17 protein-coding genes are annotated in these 19,079 nt (G+C 73.7%); 12 read left to right on the plus strand and 5 right to left on the minus strand.

Annotated elements, in window-relative coordinates:
* The first annotated feature begins 698 nt into the window (after positions 1 to 698).
* Genes IF89_RS0117645 through IF89_RS0117665 form a run of 5 tightly spaced genes read left to right on the plus strand, consistent with a single transcriptional unit; the run spans position 699 to position 8,053 of the window.
* Positions 699 to 1,973, plus strand: coding sequence for a phenylacetate--CoA ligase family protein (locus IF89_RS0117645; protein ID WP_030768375.1), 1,275 nt, complete (start codon positions 699 to 701; stop codon positions 1,971 to 1,973).
* Positions 1,970 to 3,244, plus strand: a complete 1,275-nt coding sequence (locus IF89_RS0117650) for an MFS transporter (RefSeq protein WP_051807181.1) — start codon at positions 1,970 to 1,972, stop codon at positions 3,242 to 3,244. The genes IF89_RS0117645 and IF89_RS0117650 overlap by 4 nt, the downstream gene beginning before the upstream one ends.
* The gene (locus tag IF89_RS0117655; protein WP_030768378.1) at positions 3,241 to 4,386 is read left to right on the plus strand and encodes a GNAT family N-acetyltransferase; all 1,146 of its coding nucleotides are present in this window, start codon (positions 3,241 to 3,243) and stop codon (positions 4,384 to 4,386) included. Before IF89_RS0117650 ends, IF89_RS0117655 begins: the two co-directional genes overlap by 4 nt.
* Positions 4,387 to 4,391: 5 nt before the next feature.
* Positions 4,392 to 5,540: an acyl-protein synthase gene (locus IF89_RS0117660; RefSeq protein WP_030768380.1), complete on the plus strand. Its 1,149-nt coding sequence runs from the start codon at positions 4,392 to 4,394 to the stop codon at positions 5,538 to 5,540.
* Positions 5,537 to 8,053, plus strand: a complete 2,517-nt coding sequence (locus tag IF89_RS0117665) for an acyl-CoA reductase (RefSeq protein ID WP_234327791.1) — start codon at positions 5,537 to 5,539, stop codon at positions 8,051 to 8,053. The genes IF89_RS0117660 and IF89_RS0117665 overlap by 4 nt, the downstream gene beginning before the upstream one ends.
* Before the next feature lie 71 nt (positions 8,054 to 8,124).
* Here the strand turns inward: IF89_RS0117665 and IF89_RS0117670 are convergent, their stop codons facing one another.
* The gene (locus tag IF89_RS0117670) at positions 8,125 to 8,640 is read right to left on the minus strand and encodes a DUF427 domain-containing protein (protein ID WP_051807183.1); all 516 of its coding nucleotides are present in this window, start codon (positions 8,638 to 8,640) and stop codon (positions 8,125 to 8,127) included.
* Positions 8,637 to 9,059 (minus strand): UBP-type zinc finger domain-containing protein, encoded by a 423-nt coding sequence (locus IF89_RS41505; RefSeq protein ID WP_078628364.1) that lies wholly within the window; start codon positions 9,057 to 9,059, stop codon positions 8,637 to 8,639. The genes IF89_RS0117670 and IF89_RS41505 overlap by 4 nt, the downstream gene beginning before the upstream one ends.
* 166 nt (positions 9,060 to 9,225) lie before the next feature.
* On the opposite strand from IF89_RS41505, the gene IF89_RS0117680 reads away from it, so the two are divergent.
* Positions 9,226 to 10,731, plus strand: coding sequence for a cryptochrome/photolyase family protein (locus IF89_RS0117680; protein WP_030768394.1), 1,506 nt, complete (start codon positions 9,226 to 9,228; stop codon positions 10,729 to 10,731).
* Positions 10,732 to 10,843: 112 nt separating this feature from the next.
* Here the strand turns inward: IF89_RS0117680 and IF89_RS0117685 are convergent, their stop codons facing one another.
* Positions 10,844 to 11,908, minus strand: coding sequence for an alkene reductase (locus tag IF89_RS0117685; protein ID WP_030768397.1), 1,065 nt, complete (start codon positions 11,906 to 11,908; stop codon positions 10,844 to 10,846).
* Between the two features lie 209 nt (positions 11,909 to 12,117).
* Between IF89_RS0117685 and IF89_RS0117690 the strand changes: the two genes are divergently transcribed.
* The 4 genes from IF89_RS0117690 (at position 12,118) to IF89_RS0117705 (ending at position 15,218) form a co-directional block, all read left to right on the plus strand.
* Positions 12,118 to 12,639, plus strand: a complete 522-nt coding sequence (locus IF89_RS0117690; protein ID WP_051807184.1) for a MarR family winged helix-turn-helix transcriptional regulator — start codon at positions 12,118 to 12,120, stop codon at positions 12,637 to 12,639.
* 106 nt (positions 12,640 to 12,745) lie between these two features.
* On the plus strand, positions 12,746 to 13,423 hold the full coding sequence (locus tag IF89_RS0117695; protein ID WP_234327792.1) for a M15 family metallopeptidase: 678 nt from the start codon (positions 12,746 to 12,748) through the stop codon (positions 13,421 to 13,423).
* 179 nt (positions 13,424 to 13,602) lie between these two features.
* The gene (locus tag IF89_RS0117700; protein WP_051807185.1) at positions 13,603 to 14,910 is read left to right on the plus strand and encodes an LCP family protein; all 1,308 of its coding nucleotides are present in this window, start codon (positions 13,603 to 13,605) and stop codon (positions 14,908 to 14,910) included.
* A 65-nt stretch (positions 14,911 to 14,975) separates the two neighbouring features.
* Complete coding sequence (locus IF89_RS0117705) at positions 14,976 to 15,218, plus strand: hypothetical protein (RefSeq protein WP_030768407.1); 243 nt, start codon at positions 14,976 to 14,978, stop codon at positions 15,216 to 15,218.
* 97 nt (positions 15,219 to 15,315) lie between these two features.
* On the opposite strand, the gene IF89_RS0117710 is transcribed toward IF89_RS0117705, so the two are convergent.
* Positions 15,316 to 16,548 (minus strand): cation:proton antiporter, encoded by a 1,233-nt coding sequence (locus tag IF89_RS0117710; RefSeq protein ID WP_043194063.1) that lies wholly within the window; start codon positions 16,546 to 16,548, stop codon positions 15,316 to 15,318.
* A 4-nt stretch (positions 16,549 to 16,552) separates the two neighbouring features.
* Positions 16,553 to 17,023 carry a cation:proton antiporter regulatory subunit gene (locus tag IF89_RS0117715; RefSeq protein WP_030768413.1) on the minus strand — a complete coding sequence of 157 codons (471 nt, stop codon included), beginning with the start codon at positions 17,021 to 17,023 and terminating at the stop codon, positions 16,553 to 16,555.
* Between the two features lie 299 nt (positions 17,024 to 17,322).
* Between IF89_RS0117715 and IF89_RS0117720 the strand changes: the two genes are divergently transcribed.
* Together IF89_RS0117720 and IF89_RS0117725 are read left to right on the plus strand one after the other, a co-directional pair.
* Positions 17,323 to 18,282, plus strand: coding sequence for a HAMP domain-containing sensor histidine kinase (locus IF89_RS0117720; protein WP_030768416.1), 960 nt, complete (start codon positions 17,323 to 17,325; stop codon positions 18,280 to 18,282).
* The gene (locus IF89_RS0117725; RefSeq protein ID WP_030768419.1) at positions 18,279 to 18,935 is read left to right on the plus strand and encodes a response regulator; all 657 of its coding nucleotides are present in this window, start codon (positions 18,279 to 18,281) and stop codon (positions 18,933 to 18,935) included. The genes IF89_RS0117720 and IF89_RS0117725 overlap by 4 nt, the downstream gene beginning before the upstream one ends.
* Positions 18,936 to 19,079: the final 144 nt, after the last annotated feature.

Raw genomic sequence — 19,079 nt, forward strand, 5'->3', positions numbered from 1 at the left:
CCGCATGGGCCGGCGCCCGAAACGGCAGCGACCCCCGCGCCCTCGGCGCCCTCTTCACCGCGGACGGCACCTGCACCGACGAGGCCGTCGCCGCCACCTTCCGTGGACGCGCGCGGAGATCGCCGGGTGGAAGGCCCGCGCCGACTCCCTCACCGACAACGTCCACGTCACCGTTCGCGGCACCCGCGTCGACGGGGACCGGGTCACCGTACGGGCCGTGCACTCCGGACATCCAGAGGCGGCCCACGCAACGGACGGGAAGCCCGGGAAGGGGTCCGCCAGGCCGCCGGGGCGGTGAACGCAGGCGTGTTCCGGCCGGAGATCCGCAGCCGGGGTGCCGCCCCGCGCAGATCCGCCGTCCGGTAGGTCGAGGACTCCAGTCTGCTGATCACCACCCCCGCTCCCCTCCACCGCGCCCGCGGACAGGGGGCAGGAGCACCGCGCGCCACCCGCGCACCCGGCGGCGACCGTAAGAATTGTTGAAAGTTGCCACATTGGCCTGGATTCTTCGCTCAATTTGGTGACTTGCGCACTGATGTTTCATCATCATGACTGCACGTCAGCTTTTGACGTGCGTCGAGGAGGCGGGGGCGCCGGGGGGTCCCCCGTTCATACCGGCAGAAGCGGCAGGCGGGTCCTCGCACCCGCCGTGCCCCGCCGCGGCTCCCGTCCCACTTCCGTCACCTAGGCAAAGGCCCATGTCCGCGCAGCAACTCTCGGACCTCATACGTTTCGCCCGTCACAACTCGCCCTTCTACCGGGACCTCTACGCGTCCCTGCCGCCGAGCGCCGACCGCCTCACCGACCTGCCGGTGGTCGACCAGGCGGCGTTCTGGGCGGCCAACACCCTGCACGACAGCCGTGTGCTGACCGGTCCGCTGAGTGAGGCCACGGTCTACAAGACCGGCGGCACCACCGGGTCCCCCAAGTTCTCCGTCTACACCCGGGACGAGTGGCGGACCTTCGTCACCTCCTTCGGGCAGGGCCTCGTGGACACCGGCCTGCGCCCCGGGCACCGCGTCGCCGACCTGTTCTACGCCGGGGAGCTGTACGCCAGCTTCCTCTTCATCCTGGACTCGCTCGCCCACGCACCCGTGGACAACGTCCGCCTGCCCATCGGTGGCGGCGCGCCGCCGGAGTCGACGATCCCGACGCTGCGCGACCTCGCCGCCCAGGTCCTCGCCGGCACGCCCACCACCCTGTGCCGGCTCGCCGAGCAGCTCCTCGCGTCGGGCACCCGGCTCGACTCCGCCGAACTGCTGCTGTTCGGCGGGGAGGCGCTCTTCGACGACCAGCGGCGTCTGCTGGCCACGGCGTTCCCCGGCGCCGAGGCCCGTTCCGTGGGCTACGCCAGCGTGGACGCCGGACTGCTCGGCCGCCCCGTGCCCGGTGCCGACGCGCGGGTGCACCGGGCCTTCACCCCGTACTCGGTCGTCGAGGTCCTCGACGACTCCACCGACGAGCCGATCACCGAACCGGGCCGCCCCGGCCGGGTCGTGGTCACCAGCCTGTTCCGGCGCCTGATGCCGATCATCCGCTACCCCGCGGGCGACCGGGCCGAGTGGACGGGCACCGGGCCGGGGCACTTCCGGATCCTCGGACGCGCCGAGGAGGGCGTACGGGTCGGCCCGGTCTCCCTCTACACGCAGGACGCCCAGGACGCGGTGAGCGCGGCGGACACCGCCGGGCAGGTGGTCGGGATGCAGCTCGTCGTACGCCGCTGGGAGGGCCGCGACGGGCTCGTGCTGCGGCTGGCGACGGCCCCCGGCGCCGACCGGGCCCCGGACCGGCGGGAGGAACTCGCCCGGGCCGTCGTCGCCGAGCTGGAGACCGTGCGGCCGCTGTACCCCGACAGCGTGCGCGCCGGGTTCGTGCACCCGGTGTCCGTGGAGTGGGCGCGCCACCGCGACCTCGCCGTCAACCCGCGCTCGGGCAAGCTCGTCCGTGTCCTCGACGAGAGGCCGACGGCATGACCGACCCCGCAGCCTCGGCCCCTCTGGTCCTGCGCAACCGCGCCTTCGCCGCCGTATGGCTGGGCCAGGTGCTGACGCAGGCCGCCGTACGCATGTTCCAGGTCGGTGTGTCCTGGTGGATCGTCGCCTACGCCGTGCGCGACGCCCGAGGGCTGGCCTCCGGCCTGTTCATGGCCGCCTGCACGCTGCCGGCCGTGGTGCTGGCTCCGGTGGTCGCGAAGGCCGTGGGACGGTTCGCCCACCGTTCGGTGCTGCGCAATGCGGCCGGCCTGGCCGCGGCCGCCGCGGGCGTCCTCGCGGTGTGGGCCCAGGGGGGCGGACCGCCGCTCGCCGGGGTGTACTCCGCAGCTCTCGCCCTGGCCACCTGCCAGGCCTTCTTCGACCCCTGTCTGACCACGTCGGTCCCCGCACTCGTCGACGACGCCGACATCGAGACGGCGACGGGCTTCGAGCTGTCCACCCAGTCCCTCGCGGGTCTCGGCGGAGCGCTGCTCGGCGCCCTGGCGGTCGACCGGGCCGGGGTGGCCGGGCTGGCCCTTGGCTGCGCGGTCGCCTACTCCGGCGCCGCCGTCCTCGTGGCGAGCGCCCGCTTCCGCGCCCCCGGCCCCGCCGCCGCCGACCGGGACGGCCCCGACGAGCCGCTGCATGCCGGGCGGCGCCCGCTGCGCCGCATCCTCGGCGAACTGCCCTACGTGCGCCGCATCCTGGTCTGCTTCACCGCGGCGAACCTGTTCACGGCGGCCGTGTTCGTCGTCATCCCCCTCTACACCCGCTCCGTCCTCGGGGGCGGCGGGGGCACGGTCGCCCTGCTGGAGGCCTCGCTCGGCGCGGGCGCCCTCGTCGGCGCCTTCACCGGCACCCGGGTGCCGGGGCGGCCCACCGTCGCCGGTGCCTGGTGCCTCGGCCTGATGGCGCTCGCGCTGGCCCTGCCCGGCCTGTTCGCACACCGCGCGGTCATCGCCTGCTGTCTGGCGGTGGCGGGCTGGTGCGCCGGAGCCGTCAGCGTCCGCTTCGTGGCGCTGTTCCAACGGCTGGTGCCGACCGCCGACAGGCCCGGTTTCTTCGCCGTGATGCAGGCCGTATTGGGCGCCTCCCTGCCGGTGGCGTCCCTGCTCTTCGGCTCCGCGGGGGACTTCCTCTCCCCGCAGACGCTGTGCCTGGTCCAGGGCATCGGACTGGTGCCCGCCGCCTGCGCGCTGGCCCTGCTCGGCTCCCGTACGCCCGAAGAGGCGCCCCCGGCCGCACCGCACACCCTGGGAGTCGCCCGGTGAACGCCGTCGTCACCCCGGCCGCTCGCGCCGACATCGCCGAACTGCGCCAGCTCTACTACGCCGTGTACGGTCCGCACTACCCCGTCGCCCTCGGCACGGACCCGGCCGAGATGGCCCGCCTCATGGCGGACCCGCACTCCCTGTGGCTCGTCGCCCGCTGCCCCGTCACCGGGGCCCTGGCCGCGTCCGCCGCCGTCCGCGGTGAGGCGGGCAGCCGGATCGCCCGGCTGGAGGGCATCGCCGTGCACCCCGAGCACCGCTCGGCCGGCCTGGCCGCCGCCCTGACCGGGGCGCTGTGCGCGGAGATGCTCGGCACGGGCCGGCTGGACTCGGTGTACGCGACCGTGCGCACCGTCGGCTCCGGTCCGCAGCGGGTCGTCGCGCGCAACGGCTTCCGTCCGCTCGGGATCCTCCCCAACGCGGTGGACCTCCGCAGCCGGGAGAGCCTCGCCCTGTACGCGCGCCATTCACCCGGTGTGCTCGACCGCCGGGTGCCCGTCACCGAGGTGCCGGCCGTGCTGCTGCCGTTGCTCCGCACGGCCGGGGAAGCCCTCGGCATCGACTACGCGCAGGTGCGGGCCGCGTCGGGTCCGCTCCCGGCGCCCGCTGCGCACGGCGCCGCCGAACGGCTGGAGTTGATCGAGGCCCCCGCGTTCGTACGCCGCCGATTCCGCGAGCGCTTCCCCGGCGGGGAGGGCTGGTTCTACCCGCTGCACACCCCGAACGTCCTGCTCACTCCGGAAGACGGCCGGTTCGAGGTGTACGCCTACCTCAACCGCACCGGTGGCTACTGCTCCCTCCTGACCGCCCACCCCGACCCGGCGGCCGCGGCCGCCCACCTGGAGCCGGTCACCCGGGCCTTGGCCCGTGCGGGCGCCGGCTACGTGGAGGCGCTGGTGCCGCTCGCCCACGAGGAGGCCCTCGCCGCCTTCCTGGCCCACGGGTTCGTCGCCGGAGCCGTCTACCCGGCGATGCGCGCGGACGCAGACGGCTTCCACGACTACGCCGTCCTGTCCCGCTCCGGCGAGCGGATCGACTTCCGCGGCGTCGCCGTCGAACCGCCCCTCCAGCCGTACCTGGACTGCTACGCGTCGGCCTGGGCGTCGGCGCACCTGCCCACACCATCCGAGGTTGCCCCATGAACCGCATGAACCCCCATCTCGCGCCGGTCGCCGTACCCGATCCGGCCCTGCTGCCGCACGTACAACAGCTGTGCGACCTGACCGACCCCTACGCCCACGGACCCGCCGCGGACGAGCTGTTCGCCGCCGCCATGGCGGAGACCAACGCCTGGCACGCCGAGCGCTCCCCCTTCTTCCGTTCCCTGTACGAGGCCACGGCTCCGGCGGAGCCGTACCGTGCGCCGCTCGTCCACGCGAACTTCTTCAAGCGCCACGAGGTGCTGTCCGTCCCGCGCGAGGACGTCGAGCTGCACCTGACCTCCTCCGGCACCACGGGCCAGAAGTCGCAGATGTTCTTCGACCACTGGACCATCCGCTCCGCCCAGCGCATGGTCGCCCGGATCTTCGAGCGCAACGGCTGGATCACCCCGGACCAGGAGGTCAACTACCTCCTCTACAGCTACGAACCGGCTCCGTCGCTGAACCTGGGAACCGCCTTCACCGACAACTACCTGTGCGACTTCGCCCCGGCGCGCAGCGTCGAGTACGCGCTGCGCCACACCGGCGGCGAGCACGAGTTCGACCCCTTCGGCTGCATCGCCGCACTGCGCCGCTTCGAGCGGGAGGACGCCCCGGTCCGCATCCTCGGCTTCCCCGCCTTCCTCTTCTTCACCCTGGAGCGGATGCGGGCCATGGGGCTGGCTCCGTTGCGGCTGCCCGAGGGTTCGCTCGTCGTCCTCGGCGGCGGCTGGAAGGGCCACGCCGACCGGCGCGTCGAGAAGGAGGAGCTGTACGCACGTGTCACCGAGCAGCTCGGCATCCCCGGTGAGCGGATCCGGGACACCTTCGGGTCGGTGGAGCACTGCATCCCGTACATCGAGTGCGACCACCACCGGCTGCACGCCCCCGTCTGGTCACGGGTGACGATCCGCTCCACGCGGACCCTGGAGCCGCTGCCGTACGGGGAGCGCGGCTACCTGCACCTGGTGTCGCCGTACATCACCTCGGTGCCGGCGCAGAGCGTGGTCATGGGCGACCTCGCGTCCCTCCGGCCGGGCGGCGCCTGCGGGTGCGAGCTGGAGACCCCCTGGTTCACCGTCCACGGCCGGGCCGGGGTGAGCCGCAACCGGAGCTGCGCCGTGGCCGCGGCAGAACTGATGAAGGGAAGGGCGTGACCGTGAGCGTGCACCACCACTACTGGCAGGGTTCCTTCGTCGGCGACGAGGAGGCCGGACGGCGTCTCGCGCAGCTGCCGGCCGCCGTCGAGGCGGCGCTGGCGACGGCCCTGGAGACAGAGACCGTCCTGGCCGCCTGCGACGCCCTCGCCGGCGCGCTGGGCGACCCGGCGCACCCCGTGCACGGCCGCCTCGCCGCCCACCTGCCGGAGGGCGAGGACCCGGCGGTGCTCGCCGAGCTCGGCGCGCTCCTGGACCGGCGGGCACTGACCCGCAAGCTGCGCCGGGAGCTGGGCGGCACGGCCCCGGGCCGGCTGGGCCGGGCCGATCCGCGCGAGACGGTGTACGAGGCGTGGGCGCCGGTCGGCATGGTCGCCCACATCGCCCCGGGCAATGCGGCGACGGTGGCACCGCTGAGCATCGTCGAGGGCCTGCTCGCAGGCAACGTCAACGTACTGAAGACCAGCAGCGCCGACACCCTGTTCACCCAGCACCTCATGGCCGAGCTGGCGGCCCTGGACCCCAGCGGTGCGCTGGCCGCACGGATCGTGGTGCTGCGGTTCCCGTCGTCCCGACAGGAGTGGCTGCGCCTGATGTGCGCGCCTGCGGACGCCGTCGCCGTGTGGGGCGGTGAGGGCGCCGTCGAGGGCGTCGCGGCGCATGTGCCGGCGGGCTGCCGGCTGGTGGAGTGGGGGCACCGGATCTCCTTCGCCTACCTGACCAGTGACGCCTGGTCGGACGCCGTGACGCTGGGGGCGCTCGCGGACGACGTGTGCCTGCACGAACAGCAGGCCTGCTCCAGCCCCCAGGTGGTGTACCTCGACACCGAGGACGAGGGCGAGGTGTTCGCGTTCGCCGAGCGGTTCGCCGGCGTGCTCGCGGCCCGCCCGCCGGCGGTGGGCGCCGCATCCCCGGCGGGGCCGGACCCCGCGCAGGAGGCCGAGCTGACCACCACCGAGCTGGTGGCGCGGCTGGAGGAGCACCTCGGTCTCACCCGGGTGTTCGCCGCGCCCGACGGCGCCTGGCGGGTCATGGCCGACACGCGGTCGCCGCTCACCGCCTCACCGCTGCACCGCAGCGTCTGGGTCAAGCCGCTGCCCCGCAAGCTGATGATCACCACGCTGCGCCCGATGCGCCGCTACCTGCAGACCGCGGGACTCGCGGGCAGCCGGAGCGACATCGCCGAGCTGTCCCGCACCGCGCTGGCCGCCGGCGTCACCCGGGTGACGCCCGTCGGGGCCATGCTGGAGAGCTATGCGGGCGAGCCGCACGACGGCGTGTACGCCCTCCAGCGCTACAGCCGGCGCGTCGCGGTCCAGGCCGATCCGGCGCTGTTCGCCACCACCGCGTGCCTGGACGACCTGGCCGGGCCGGTCGTCCTGCCGCCGGCCGCGGGCCCGCTGGTGGGCAAGGAGGACGTGCAGCAGCCGGGCAGGCGGCTGGCGCGTGCCGATGCGGAGCTGTACTTCCGCAGTGGCGGCAGCACCGGGACGCCCGCGCTGTCGGTCTTCAGCTACGACGACTACGACACGCAGATGCACGCCGCCGCCCGGGGCCTGCTCGCGGCCGGATACGACCCGGTCGGCGACCGCACCGCGAACCTCTTCTACTGCGGCGCCATGTACGGCAGCTTCATCAGCTTCTTCTCCGTCCTGGAGCGGCTCGGCGGGGTGCAGCTGCCGCTGTCGGCCGGCCCCGACCACCGGGCGACGGCGCAGGCGATCATCGAGCACGGGGCCGACACCCTGTTCGGCATGCCCTCCTACCTGTGGCAGCTGCTGCACGCGGAGGCGGACGCACTCCGTACGTACGGCGGCCTGCGCAAGGTCTTCTACGGTGGCGAGCACTTCTCCGCGGAGCAGCAGCGGACCCTGAAGGACGCCTTCGGCATCGAGGTGATCCGGTCGATCACCTACGGCAGCACCGACCTCGGGCCGCTGGGCTACCAGTGCACCGAGAGCTCCGGCGGCGTCCACCACCTGCACGCCGACCTGCACACGATGGAGGTCCTGGACGTGATTGAGGACCGGCCGGTGGCGCCGGGCGAGACGGGCCGGCTGGTCTTCACCACGCACGCCCGGCGCGGCCAGGACCTGGGCCGGTACGTGATCGGCGACCTGGGCCGGGAGGTCCCGGGCCGCTGTCCGTGCGGCCGGCACGCGCCCCGTTTCGAACTGCTGGGCCGCACGGGGGACGTGATGCGGGTGGCGACGTACTTCCTGAACCAGCGGCGGTTCCTCGACCTGGCCGCGGAGCCCGGCGGGCACGGCGGCGAGCTGCAGGTCCGGCTCGACGCCACCGGCGCGCGGGAGCGGCTGACCGTCCGGGTGGAACGCCGGCGGACGACGGATCCGGCGCGGCTCCGGGAGGTCTTCCTCGCCGGCTACCCGGAGCTGCGATCTGCGGTGTCGGAACGGCTGCTGGACCTGGTGGTCGAGGCCGTCGACGGGGCGTCGCTGGACCGCAGCCCGACCAGCGGCAAGCTTCTGGCGGTCGTGGACGCCCGCCGGTAGGGGTGCTGCGCTGCCGGCCCCGCGGGCGGTCCGGGGCCCTGCGGCCCGCCCGCGGGCTCCGGTGCCGGCATTCACCAGCCCAGGCTCCCGGGTCCGCCCTTGAAGGGGCCGGTGATCTCGTCCGTGATCCACCCGCCGTAGAAGCCGCCCGGCTGGGCCCGCACGGGTTCGCCGTCCACCGTGCACGCCTCCACGCGGTCGGCGTGGAAGGCGAGGTGGCCGGCGATCGGCGCGTAGCCGGGGAGCGGGAACTCGTAGCTCCACGCGATGTCGGGCACCGGCGGGCGGCCCGGCCCGGGGCCGAGGTCCCAGTAGGTGGCCGTTCCCTTCCACTCGCACACGCTGCGGTGCGCGGAGGTGCGCAGCAGTTCCACCCGCACGTCGTCCCGCGGCAGGTAGAAGACCGGCGGGTGGCTGGTCTCCAGTACGCGCAGGCAGTGGCGGGAGTCGGCGAGGACCACGCCCCCGTGCCGCACGACCACGCGTCGTGCGTCGGGCTCGATGCGGGGCGGGCGCGGATAGTCCCACACGGATTCCGTCCGGGGCGTATGTGCGTACGTGTGCGTGGGCGTGTCGTCCGCGTTCATCGGACCTCCCGTGCGGTCGTGGTCCGTTGGGCGGGCCCGCGCTGAACCGCGTCGCCCGGGTCGTCCGCGTCGCCTGCGTCGCGGACGAGGAAGACCTCGTCGGGGAAGCACCAGGCCCAGTCCTCGTCCGGGGCGAGCGACACGGCGACGGGGTGCCCGCTCTCCTCGTGGTGGCGGTGAGAGTGTCGGCCCCGGGAACTGTCGCAGCATCCGACGTACCCGCAGGTGACGCATCGGCGCAGCCGTACCCACGGCCATCCGTGCGACAGGCAGCCCGGGCAGGCGGGCGGCGGGGCGCCGGGCTGCGGCTGCTTCGGCGGCTGCGGCTGCGGGTGATCCAGCAGGTCGAGATGGCTGCAGGAGCGTCCGTCCGGACGCCCCGCGTCGGGTGCCACCCGCCACCGTACGCGTCCTCCCATCGAGCCTCCTTCGGGCACGCGGTGTCCGCCGCACGCGGACGCCTGTCCGCTCTTCCTTCGGGCCGAGGGGGCCGGACGGATGCGGCACCGCACGGATGCGTCCGAAACCGCAGCATCCCGGGAAGTACGGGTAGGCAACCGCACCCCCCGTGAATAGGACGGCGCCATGACCCGCGCGCACTGGCTCTTCGGCGACCAGTTGGGCCCCGCCTTCGTCACCCCGGGTGAGGGCGGTGTCCCCCGCGACGCCCCGCTCGTGATGATCGAATCGAAGGCCGTCTTCCGCCGGCGCCGCTTCCACCGGGCCAAGGCGCACCTGCTGCTTTCGGCGATGCGCCATCGTGCCGCGGAGCTGGGCGACCGTGTCGTCCACGTCAAGGCCGACACCTACCGCGAGGGCCTGCGCCGGGCGGTGGGCAGCTCAGCGGTGACGGTGCACCATCCGACCTCCCGGGCGGCGGCGGCCCTGGTGGACTCGCTCGACAACGTGACCGTCCTGCCGGCCCGCGGCTTCCTGCTGACCCAGGCGCAGTTCGCGCAGTGGGCGGCCGGGCATCCCGAGGGCGGGCTGCGACTGGAGAACTTCTACCACCACGTGCGGCGGACGCGGGACCTGCTGATGGAGGGCGATGACCCGGCCGGCGGGCGGTGGAACCTCGACCACGACAACCGCCGGCCCCCGCCGCGGGGAGCGCGGACCCTCGACGCGCCCGCGCCGTACCGGCCACGCGAGGACGACATCGATGCCGGAGTCCGGGAGGACCTGGACCGCTGGGAGCGGTCCGGCACGGTGTCCTTCGTGGGCCGGGACGGCCCCCGGCTCTTCCCGGCCAGCCGGCGGGAGGCGCTGACCGCGCTGCGGCGCTTCGTCGACCACCGGCTGGCCGGGTTCGGGGCGCACGAGGACGCCATGCTCGCCGCCGACCCGGTGCTGAGCCACAGTCTGCTGTCCTCGTCGCTCAACCTCGGTCTGCTGGATCCGGCCGAGTGCGTGGAGCGTGCCGAGGCAGCCTGGCGGGCCGGGGACGTGCCTCTGAACTCCGCCGAGGGCTTCATCCGGCAGATCGCCGGCTGGCGGGAGTACGTCTGGCATCTCTACTGGCACTTCGGGGAGGAGTACCGGACGTCCAACGCCCTCGGGCACACCCGTCCGCTGCCGGCGTGGTGGGCTTCGCTCGACGCGGACGCCGTGACGGCCCGGTGCCTTTCGACCGTCCTCCGCCAGGTCCGGGACACCGGGTGGACCCATCACATCCCGCGGCTGATGGTGCTGGGAAGCTATGCGCTCCAGCGGGGCTGGGACCCGGCCGCGCTCACCGACTGGTTCCACCGCTCGTTCGTCGACGGGTACGACTGGGTGATGCTGCCCAACGTCGTCGGCATGTCGCAGTACGCGGACGGCGGCCGGACGACGACCAAGCCGTACACCTCGGGCGGCGCCTACATCGACCGCATGAGCGACCTGTGCGGACCGTGCCGCTACCGTCCCGGCTCCCGCAGCGGGGCGGACGCCTGCCCCTACACCACCGGGTACTGGTCCTTCCTGCACCGGCACCGGGAGCGGCTGCTGCACAACGCGCGGACCGCCCAGCCGGTCCGGGGGCTCGAACGACTGGCGGACCTGTCGGACCTGCTGCGTCTGGAGCACGAACGCGGCGACAGCGCTCCATGACGGAGGGCCGCGCTCCGACGGCCACGCCGGCGAACGTCTCCTGTGAGTCCTCGGCCCGGGATTGCAGCCGCCCCGGGCCTGGGCGGGGGATGGTCGCCGGAGGTGCCCCTGCTCAGCGGGTCGGATAGTCCGTGTAGCCGCGGGCGTCGCCCCCGAAGAAGGTGGCCGGGTCCGGGGTGTTGTACGGGCCCTCGGTGCGCAGGCGGTCCGGCAGGTCGGGGTTGGCGAGGAACAGGGCGCCGAAGGCGAGGAGGTCGGCGGTGCCGTCCTCGACGAGTGTGAGGGCCCGGTGGTCGGTGGGGCCGTCGGTGGCCGGGTTCAGCACGAGCAGTCCGGAGAACTGCTTGCGCAGGGCCAGGGTGGTCTCACGCGCCTCGGGGGCGTACTCCAACACGTGCAGGTACGCGAGCCCCAGGCCGTCGATCTCCTTGACCAGGGCTTCGTAGACGGGCTGAGCGTCGGGCTCCGAGATGTCGTTGTACGGGTTCCCCGGCGAGACGCGCAGGGCGGTGCGCCCGGCGCCGATCGCGGCGGCGACCGCCTTGACCACCTCGACCGCGAAGCGGATGCGGTGCTCGGCCGGGCCGCCCCACTCATCGGTGCGCAGGTTGGAGCCGGGGGCCAGGAACTGGTGGATCAAGTAGCCGTTGGCGCCGTGCAGTTCGACGCCGTCGAAGCCCGCCTCGACGGCGTTGCGTGCGGCTTCGGCGAAGTCGGCGATGGTGGCCAGCACCTCGTCGCCGGTGAGCTCGTGGGGCGTGACGAAGTCCTTCATGCCCTCGCCGGTGAACAGCTGCCCCCGGGCGGCCACTGCCGAGGGGGCCACCGGGACGAGTCCGTCGGGGAGCAGCGACGGGTGGCCGATGCGGCCGGAGTGCATCAGCTGGGCGAAGATCCGCCCGCCGGCGGCGTGGACCGAGTCGGTGACCTCGCGCCAGGCCGCGACCTGCTCCGCGCTGTGCAGACCGGGGGTGAAGGGATACCCCTGTCCGACGACCGAGGGCTGGACGCCCTCGCTGACGATCAGGCCTGCGGAGGCCCGCTGGGTGTAGTACTCGGCCACGAGCGGGGTGGCGACACCGCCCGCACCGGCGCGGCTGCGGGTCATCGGGGCCAGGACGATCCGGTTGGAGAGCGCGACGCCGGCCAGGTCGACCTGGTCGAAAGCGGTGGTCATAGCTGCCTCACAGAAATAGTTGGTCGGCCAATGGATGGCTTCGGGAAGCAGCGTACTCCATTAATTGGCCGGCCAAGGTAAAAGATGGGAGCGGGTAGGATCGACGGAGATCGCCCGATCAGGACGGCCCGGGCGGCACCGGCGCCCCGCCGGACAACCGGGCCTGCCGCATCCGGCGGTCCGACGATGCGATCCAGGAGGAGCGAGCCATGACCGCGGAAACCGCCCCCGACACGCGCGGGCCGGCGCAGTGCCCCGCGGTGCCCGGCGCCGTACTGGACGGGCCGGTCAGCCATGCGATCAGCCGGGTCGCCCGGTTGCACCGGATCGTCGCGGGCCGCCTCCTGCGGGAACTCGGGCTCCACCCGGGTCAGGAGTTCCTGATGATGCACCTGTGGGACAACGGCGCTGTGCGCCAGTCGGAGCTCATCAAGGCGGTGGGGCTCGACCCGTCCACGGTGACCAAGATGCTGCAGCGCCTCGAACAGTCCGGCCACGTACGGCGCCGCCCCGATCCCGCCGACCGGCGGGCCTCCCTGGTGGAGGCGACGGAGGCGAGCTGCGGGCTGCTCGTGCAGGTCCGGGCGGCGTGGGGCGAGCTGGAGCGCCAGACCCTGGAAGGCCTGGACAAGGCCGAACGCGCCGAGCTGGGCCGCCTGCTGGGCAAGGTGGAGGGCTCCCTGTGCACGGCGGTCGCCGGCGGCGCCACGGAGTGCGGGCCCGCCTGCTAGAAGACACGATCGCCCCGGCGAGTCCTGCCGGCCGGGCGGACCGTCCCGCTCCCGCCCGGCCGCGCCCGGCATGCCCTGCCGCGGCGGCCACCGTAGCGTGTGGGGCGTGCGCCACATCTCCGCGGCCGCGGCCGTGACGGCGGCCCTGTGCGCGGCCGCACTCGCCTGCTCCACGCAGGCCGCCCCGTCGCGTGCGCCGGCCGGGCCGCCCGACCCGCCGGCGCGGTTCTCCGCGCGGGTCGCGCCGGTGCCGCAGGACAAGCTGGGCGCGTCCTACCGGGCGGGCTGCCCGGTCCCGCCGGAGCGGCTCAGACTGATCCGGATGAGTCACTGGGGGTTCGACGGCCGGGCCCACAGCGGCGAGATGGTGGTCCACCAGGACGCCGTCCGCCCCCTCCTCCAGGTCTTCCGGCGTGCCTTCGAGGCGCGGTTCCCGATCCGCCGGATGCGCGTGATGGCCGAGTACCGCGACGACGCGGAGGCCATGGCCGACGACAACACCTCGGCCTTCAACTGCCGCCCGGTCACCGGTGACCCCCGGCGCCTGTCCCGGCACGCCTGGGGCGACGCAGTCGACATCAACCCCGTCGAGAATCCGTACGTCGACGTCCACGGGGTCGTCCACCCGGCGAACGGCCGCGGCCACCTGCGGCGCTCTCCCGTCCGTCCGGGACAGATCCACCCGGACGACGCCGTCTCCACGGCCTTCCGCGAGGCGGGCTGGCAGTGGGGCGGCCGCTGGGCCAACCCTGACTACCAGCACTTCTCCGCCAACGGCGCATGAGGACGGAACGCCGGGCCGCAGCGGCCCGGTACGCCCCGCGCGGCCGCCCGGGGCCGCCGCGCGGGTGACACCGGCGTGTACACGGACACCCCCTCCACGGTGGACCTTAAAGTCACCTTTGAATACTTTCTTCCTTTTTGGGGGATGTCTTGCGCCGACTCGCCGTTGCTCTCACCTGCGTGACAGCCCTCTCCTGCGGCACCCTCGTGGCTCCCCGGGCCGTGTCGGCGCAGACGCCGCCCGCACCCGGCGGGCGGGGCACGAACATCCTCATCGTGGGCATCGACAGCCGCGCGGGGCTCTCGGCCGCCGAGAAGAACCGGCTCCACGTGGGCGGGAAAGGGTGCAACTGCACCGACGTCATGATGCTGGTGCACCTCTCCCAGGACGGGCGCCGGGCGAGCGTCGTCTCCATCCCCCGGGACTCCTACGTCGAGTACGCCGGCCCTGCCGGCACCGCCGTCCCCGCCCGCAGCGGCAAGATCAACGGCGCCTTCGCCCTCGGCGGCGGCCCGCTCACGGTCGCCACCGTCGAGAAGGCCACCGGCCTGCGCGTCGACCACTACCTGGAGACCGGTTTCACCGGCTTCGAGAAGACCGTCGACAACCTCGGCGGCGCGACCGTGTGCACGGACCGACCGCTCAAGGACGAGAACTCCGGCCTGGACATCGCAGCCGGCCGCCACCACACCGACGGCAACCGGACCCTGCGCTACGTCCGCGCCCGGCACGTCAACCTCCGGCCCGGCGACCTGGGCCGCGTCCGCCGCCAGCAGCGCGTGCTCAACGACCTGCTGGCCCGGCTCACCGCCGAGGGCGCCCTGGCGAGCCCGCTGCGGACGGCGCGGACCGTGCACACCCTGCTGAAGACCGTACGCACCGACGCGGGAACCGGGCCGAGCGACCTCATCCGCATCGGCTGGACGCTCGGCCGGCTGCGCGCGGACCGGACCGAGTTCGCCACCGTACCGATCCGGCTCTTCGACCACCGCGTACCGGGCGTGGGCTCCACCCTCGTGTGGGACGAAGCGCGGTCCGCCGCGCTGTGGGAGGCCCTGGGCGCGGCCCGGCCGATCACCGGGGACCCCCGGATCCAGCCCGTGGCGCAGACCCCGGCACCGACCAATCCGGCGTCCGTCCTGGTCCGCGTGGACGATGCCACCGTCGCCGAAGCCCTGCGCCGCAACGGCTTCGTCGTCACCGACACGTCCGCGTCCGCGCCGCTCGTACGGCCCTCGGGTCCGCCGGTCATCCGGTACGCCCCGGGGCAGGAGGAGCACGCGGCGACCCTCGCGGCCGCCCTGCCCGGAGCGCGGCTCGAAGCCGTTCCGGGACACGACGCGCTCTTCGACGTGGTCGTCGGTACGCAGCCGGTGCCGGTCAGGACCGTCACCTACGACCGCAACGTCGCCGACGGCGCCCCGGTGACCGGGGATCGCCTGCGCTGCGCCGAACCGCCGCGAGCGGCGCCGGCGGGCCGGTCGTGACACCGGGTTCCGAAGAGGGGTGCCGTCCCCGATGTGCGGGGCCGGCGTCGCGGACGAGGGTGGGCTTGGAGGAGTCCCCCGCCGCCGGCCGGCCCCGTGGGGGGCGCGCCCCGGGCAGGGAGCGGCCCGGCCGGCCGGGCGCCGTCCTGGCGCTCGCGCTGACCGCCGCGTTCGCTGCGGCCGTCGCCGGCGCCGTGCTGCCGCACGGCCTGCTCCTGGCGGCCGGCCTCATCGCCGCCGCGGTGGCGGTGATCCGCTGCGGCGCGGCCGGCAGGGAGCACGAGCGGCTGCCGCGACGGCTCCTGTGACACGGGCGCGCCGTTCCCGTTCGGATCGCCGAGAAGGAACGGGCCCGGGCGGACGGCCGCCGCACAGCAGGCGGGACGGTGCGGCACGGAGGACGGGCTAGCGCTCCCTGGAGGCCGGTTCGGGGAGGGCTGCGGAGGTGTCCGGTACCGGGCCGGCGGTGGGGCCGCCGGTGCGGCGCCGCTCGGTGAACCAGGCCGCGAGGGGCTGGGTGTAGCGGGCGGTGAGCGGGCCGATGACGACGAGGATGAGGACGTAGGCGGTGGCGAGGGGACCCAGCGCCGGTTCGATGCCGGCGGTGACGGCGAGGCCGGCGATGACGATGGAGAACTCGCCGCGGGCCACGAGGGTGCCGCCCGCCCGCCAGCGGCCCTTGACTCCGATGCCCGCCCGCCGGGCCGCCCAGTAGCCGGTGGCGATCTTCGTAGCGGTGGTGATCAGGGCGAGTCCGAGAGCCGGCAGCAGGACGGGCGGGATGCTCGCCGGGTCGGTGTGCAGGCCGAAGAAGACGAAGAACACGGCGGCGAACAGGTCACGCAGCGGGCTGAGCAGCGTGTGGGTGCCCTCGGCGACCTCGCCGGACAGGGCGATGCCGACCAGGAACGCCCCGACCGCCGCGGAGACCTGGAGCTGTTGGGCGATGCCCGCGACCAGCAGCGTCAGGCCGAGGACCACGAGCAGCAGCTTCTCCGGGTCGTCGCTGGAGACGAAGCGGGAGATGAGCCGGCCGTATCGGACGGCGACGAACAGGACCGCACCCGCGACGCCGAGGGCGATGGCGAGGGTGAGGCTGCCCGCCGCGAGGCTCACTCCGGCGAGCAGCGCGGTGATGATCGGCAGGTAGACGGCCATGGCGAGGTCTTCGAGGACCAGGATGCTCAGGATGACCGGGGTCTCGCGGTTGCCGAGCCGGCCGAGGTCGCCCATCACCTTGGCGATGACGCCGGAGGAGGAGATCCAGGTGACGCCGGCGAGGACGACGGCGGCGACGGGTCCCCACCCCAGCAGCAGGGCCGCGGCGGCGCCGGGCAGGGCGTTGAGGGTGAAGTCGACGATCCCGGCCGGGTACTGCGTCTTGAGGTTGGAGACGAGGTCGCTGGCGGTGTACTCCAGACCCAGCATCAGCAGCAGCAGGATGACGCCGATCTCGGCGCCGATGGCGACGAACTCCTCGCTGGCGCCCAGCGGGAGGAGGCCTCCGGTGCCGAAGGCGAGGCCGGCGAGCAGGTAGAGCGGGATGGGCGAGAACTTCAGGCGGCCCGCGACCCGGCCGAGCAGGCCCAGTCCGAGGATGATCGCTCCGAACTCGATGAGGAAGACGGCAGAATGCACGCGATCACTCCCGCCCGAGTATCCCGGCGGCGGCGTCCACGCCTTCGCGGGTGCCGATCAGGATCAGGGTGTCCCCGCCCGCGAGGCGGAAGTCGGGGGCCGGGGAGGGGCGGGCCTCGGCCCGGCGCAGTACCGCGACGATCGAGACGCCCGTCTCGGTGCGCATCCTGGTCTCGCCGAGCAGGCGGCCGTTCCAGTGCGAGTGTGCGGAGAGCTCGACGCGTTCGGCCACCAGGCCCAGGTCGGTGGTGTGCAGGATGCTGGGGCTGTGGTGGGCCGGCATCAGGGCGTCGATCAGCGAGGCCGTCTCGGCTCCCGTCAGGTGCAGCGATTCGGCGCAGGCGTCGGGATCGTCCGCGCGGTACAGGCTGACCGTGCGGGTGCCGTCCCGGTGTGCGATGACCGACAGGTTGCGGTGTTCGCGGGTGGTGAGGTCGTACTGGACGCCGATGCCGGGCAGCGGCGTCGTACGCATCCGTGGAGCAGGCACAGGCCATCCCCCTCGTGTCGTGAGCCTTGTGACGGTGGTGCGGCACGCGGCGGATCCAGGCAGGCGGAACCGGCGCGGCAGGGCCCATGCTGCCATGTTTGCCGTGACCGGAATATGGGTGTCGGCACGGATGGACAGGCTTCGCCCCGGCTGGTGGGGTGGGTGCGGGGAAGTGGGTCGCGCCGCAGGTCGGAGCATGCCGGGGCGGTGCGGTCGGGTGACGTCGGGGACGATGGACGGGAAGGGACGGGGGCCGGGGGACCCGGCCGGAAAGGGGCGTGGCCATGTCGCTGTACTGGCGGATCTTCCTGCTGAACGCCGCCGTGCTCGTGGTCGCGGTGCTCCTGCTGTTCGGACCGGTCACCGTCTCGACACCGGTGCTGTTCGGCGAGGCGATCGTGCTGGTCTGCGGACTCGCCGCGATGCTCGTGCTGAACGCGGTGCTGCTGCGGATCGGGCTGGCCCCGCTGGGGCGGCTGAGCCGGGCGATGGCGACGGTCGACCTCCTCAAGCCGGGTGTCCGGCCGCAGGTCACCGGCCAGGGGGAGATCGCCGAGCTGACGGGGACGTTCAACACGATGCTGGACCGGCTCGAAGCGGAACGGGCCACCAGCAGCGGGCGGGTCCTGTCCGCCCTGGAGGAGGAGCGTCACCGCATCGCGCAGGAACTGCACGACGAGGTGGGGCAGACCCTGACCGCGGTCCTGCTCCAGATCAAGCACGCCGCCGACCGGATCCCGGAGCCGGTGCGCGGGGACCTGCACCAGGCGCAGGAGACGACCCGGGCCAGCCTCGACGAGATCCGGCGGATCGCCCGCCGGCTGCGCCCGGGGGTCCTGGAGGAACTGGGGCTGCACAGTGCCCTGCGTTCGCTGGCCGCGGAGTTCACCACCTCCCGGCTGAGCGTCAGCGCCCACATCACGCCCGGGCTGCCGGGCCTGGACGCGGCTACGGAGCTGGTGCTGTACCGGGTCGCGCAGGAGGGGCTGACCAACGCCGCCCGGCACTCGGGGGCCGGCCGGGTGGAGGTGCACCTGCGTCCGTTGCCGGGCGGCGGCACGGCGCTGCTCGTCCGCGACGACGGCCGCGGCCTCGGCGGCGCCCCGGAGGGTGCCGGGATCCGGGGCATGCGCGAACGCGTCCTGCTGGTCGGTGCCGAGCTGCTCGTGGGCGACGCGCCGTGCGGCGGCACCGACGTACGCCTGAACGTCACTGCAGAACACCACGGGGGACCCCGCCCATGACCGCACCGGCCCGCATCCTGCTCGCCGACGACCACGCCCTCGTGCGCAGCGGCGTACGGCTCATCCTGGACGCCGAACCGGACCTGGCGGTGGTCGCCGAGGCCGACGACGGCGCGGACGCCGTCCTGCGCGCCCGGGAGGACGCCGGCCTGGACCTCGCCGTCCTCGACATCGCGATGCCCCGTCAGACGGGTCTGCAGGCCGCACGCGAACTCTCCCGGCTGCGGCCCGGCCTGCGCATCCTGATGCTGACCATGTACGACAACGAGCAGTACTTCTTCGAGGCCCTCAGGGCCGGCGCCAGCGGCTACGTCCCGAAGTCCGTCGCCGACCGCGATCTCGTCGAAGCCTGCCGGGCGGCCCTGCGCGACGAGCCGTTCATCTACCCCGGCGCCGAGACCACCCTGATCCGGACCTATCTGGACCGCGCCCGCACCGGTCGCGACCTGCCGGCGCGGCCCATCACGGAACGCGAGGAGGAGATCCTCAAACTCGTCGCCGAGGGTCACACCTCCAAAGAGATCGGCGACCTGCTCGTGATCAGCGCCAAAACGGTCGAACGCCACCGCGCGAACCTGCTCCAGAAGTTGGGCCTGCGCGACCGTCTGGACCTCACCCGCTACGCCATCCGCGCAGGCCTCATCGAGCCCTGACGCGGCCTGCGGGAACGACTTCGTCAACTCCACCGCACCCTACGTCCGTTGGGGTTGCGCACCGGCCCGCCCGGCCAGGGAGACGGCACAAAGAGCCCAGAGCAGCACGAACACCTCGCGCTTTTCATAAGACCGTACTTGCCG

Source organism: Streptomyces sp. NRRL F-2664 (assembly GCF_000719345.1).
Lineage (GTDB): Bacteria > Actinomycetota > Actinomycetes > Streptomycetales > Streptomycetaceae > Streptomyces.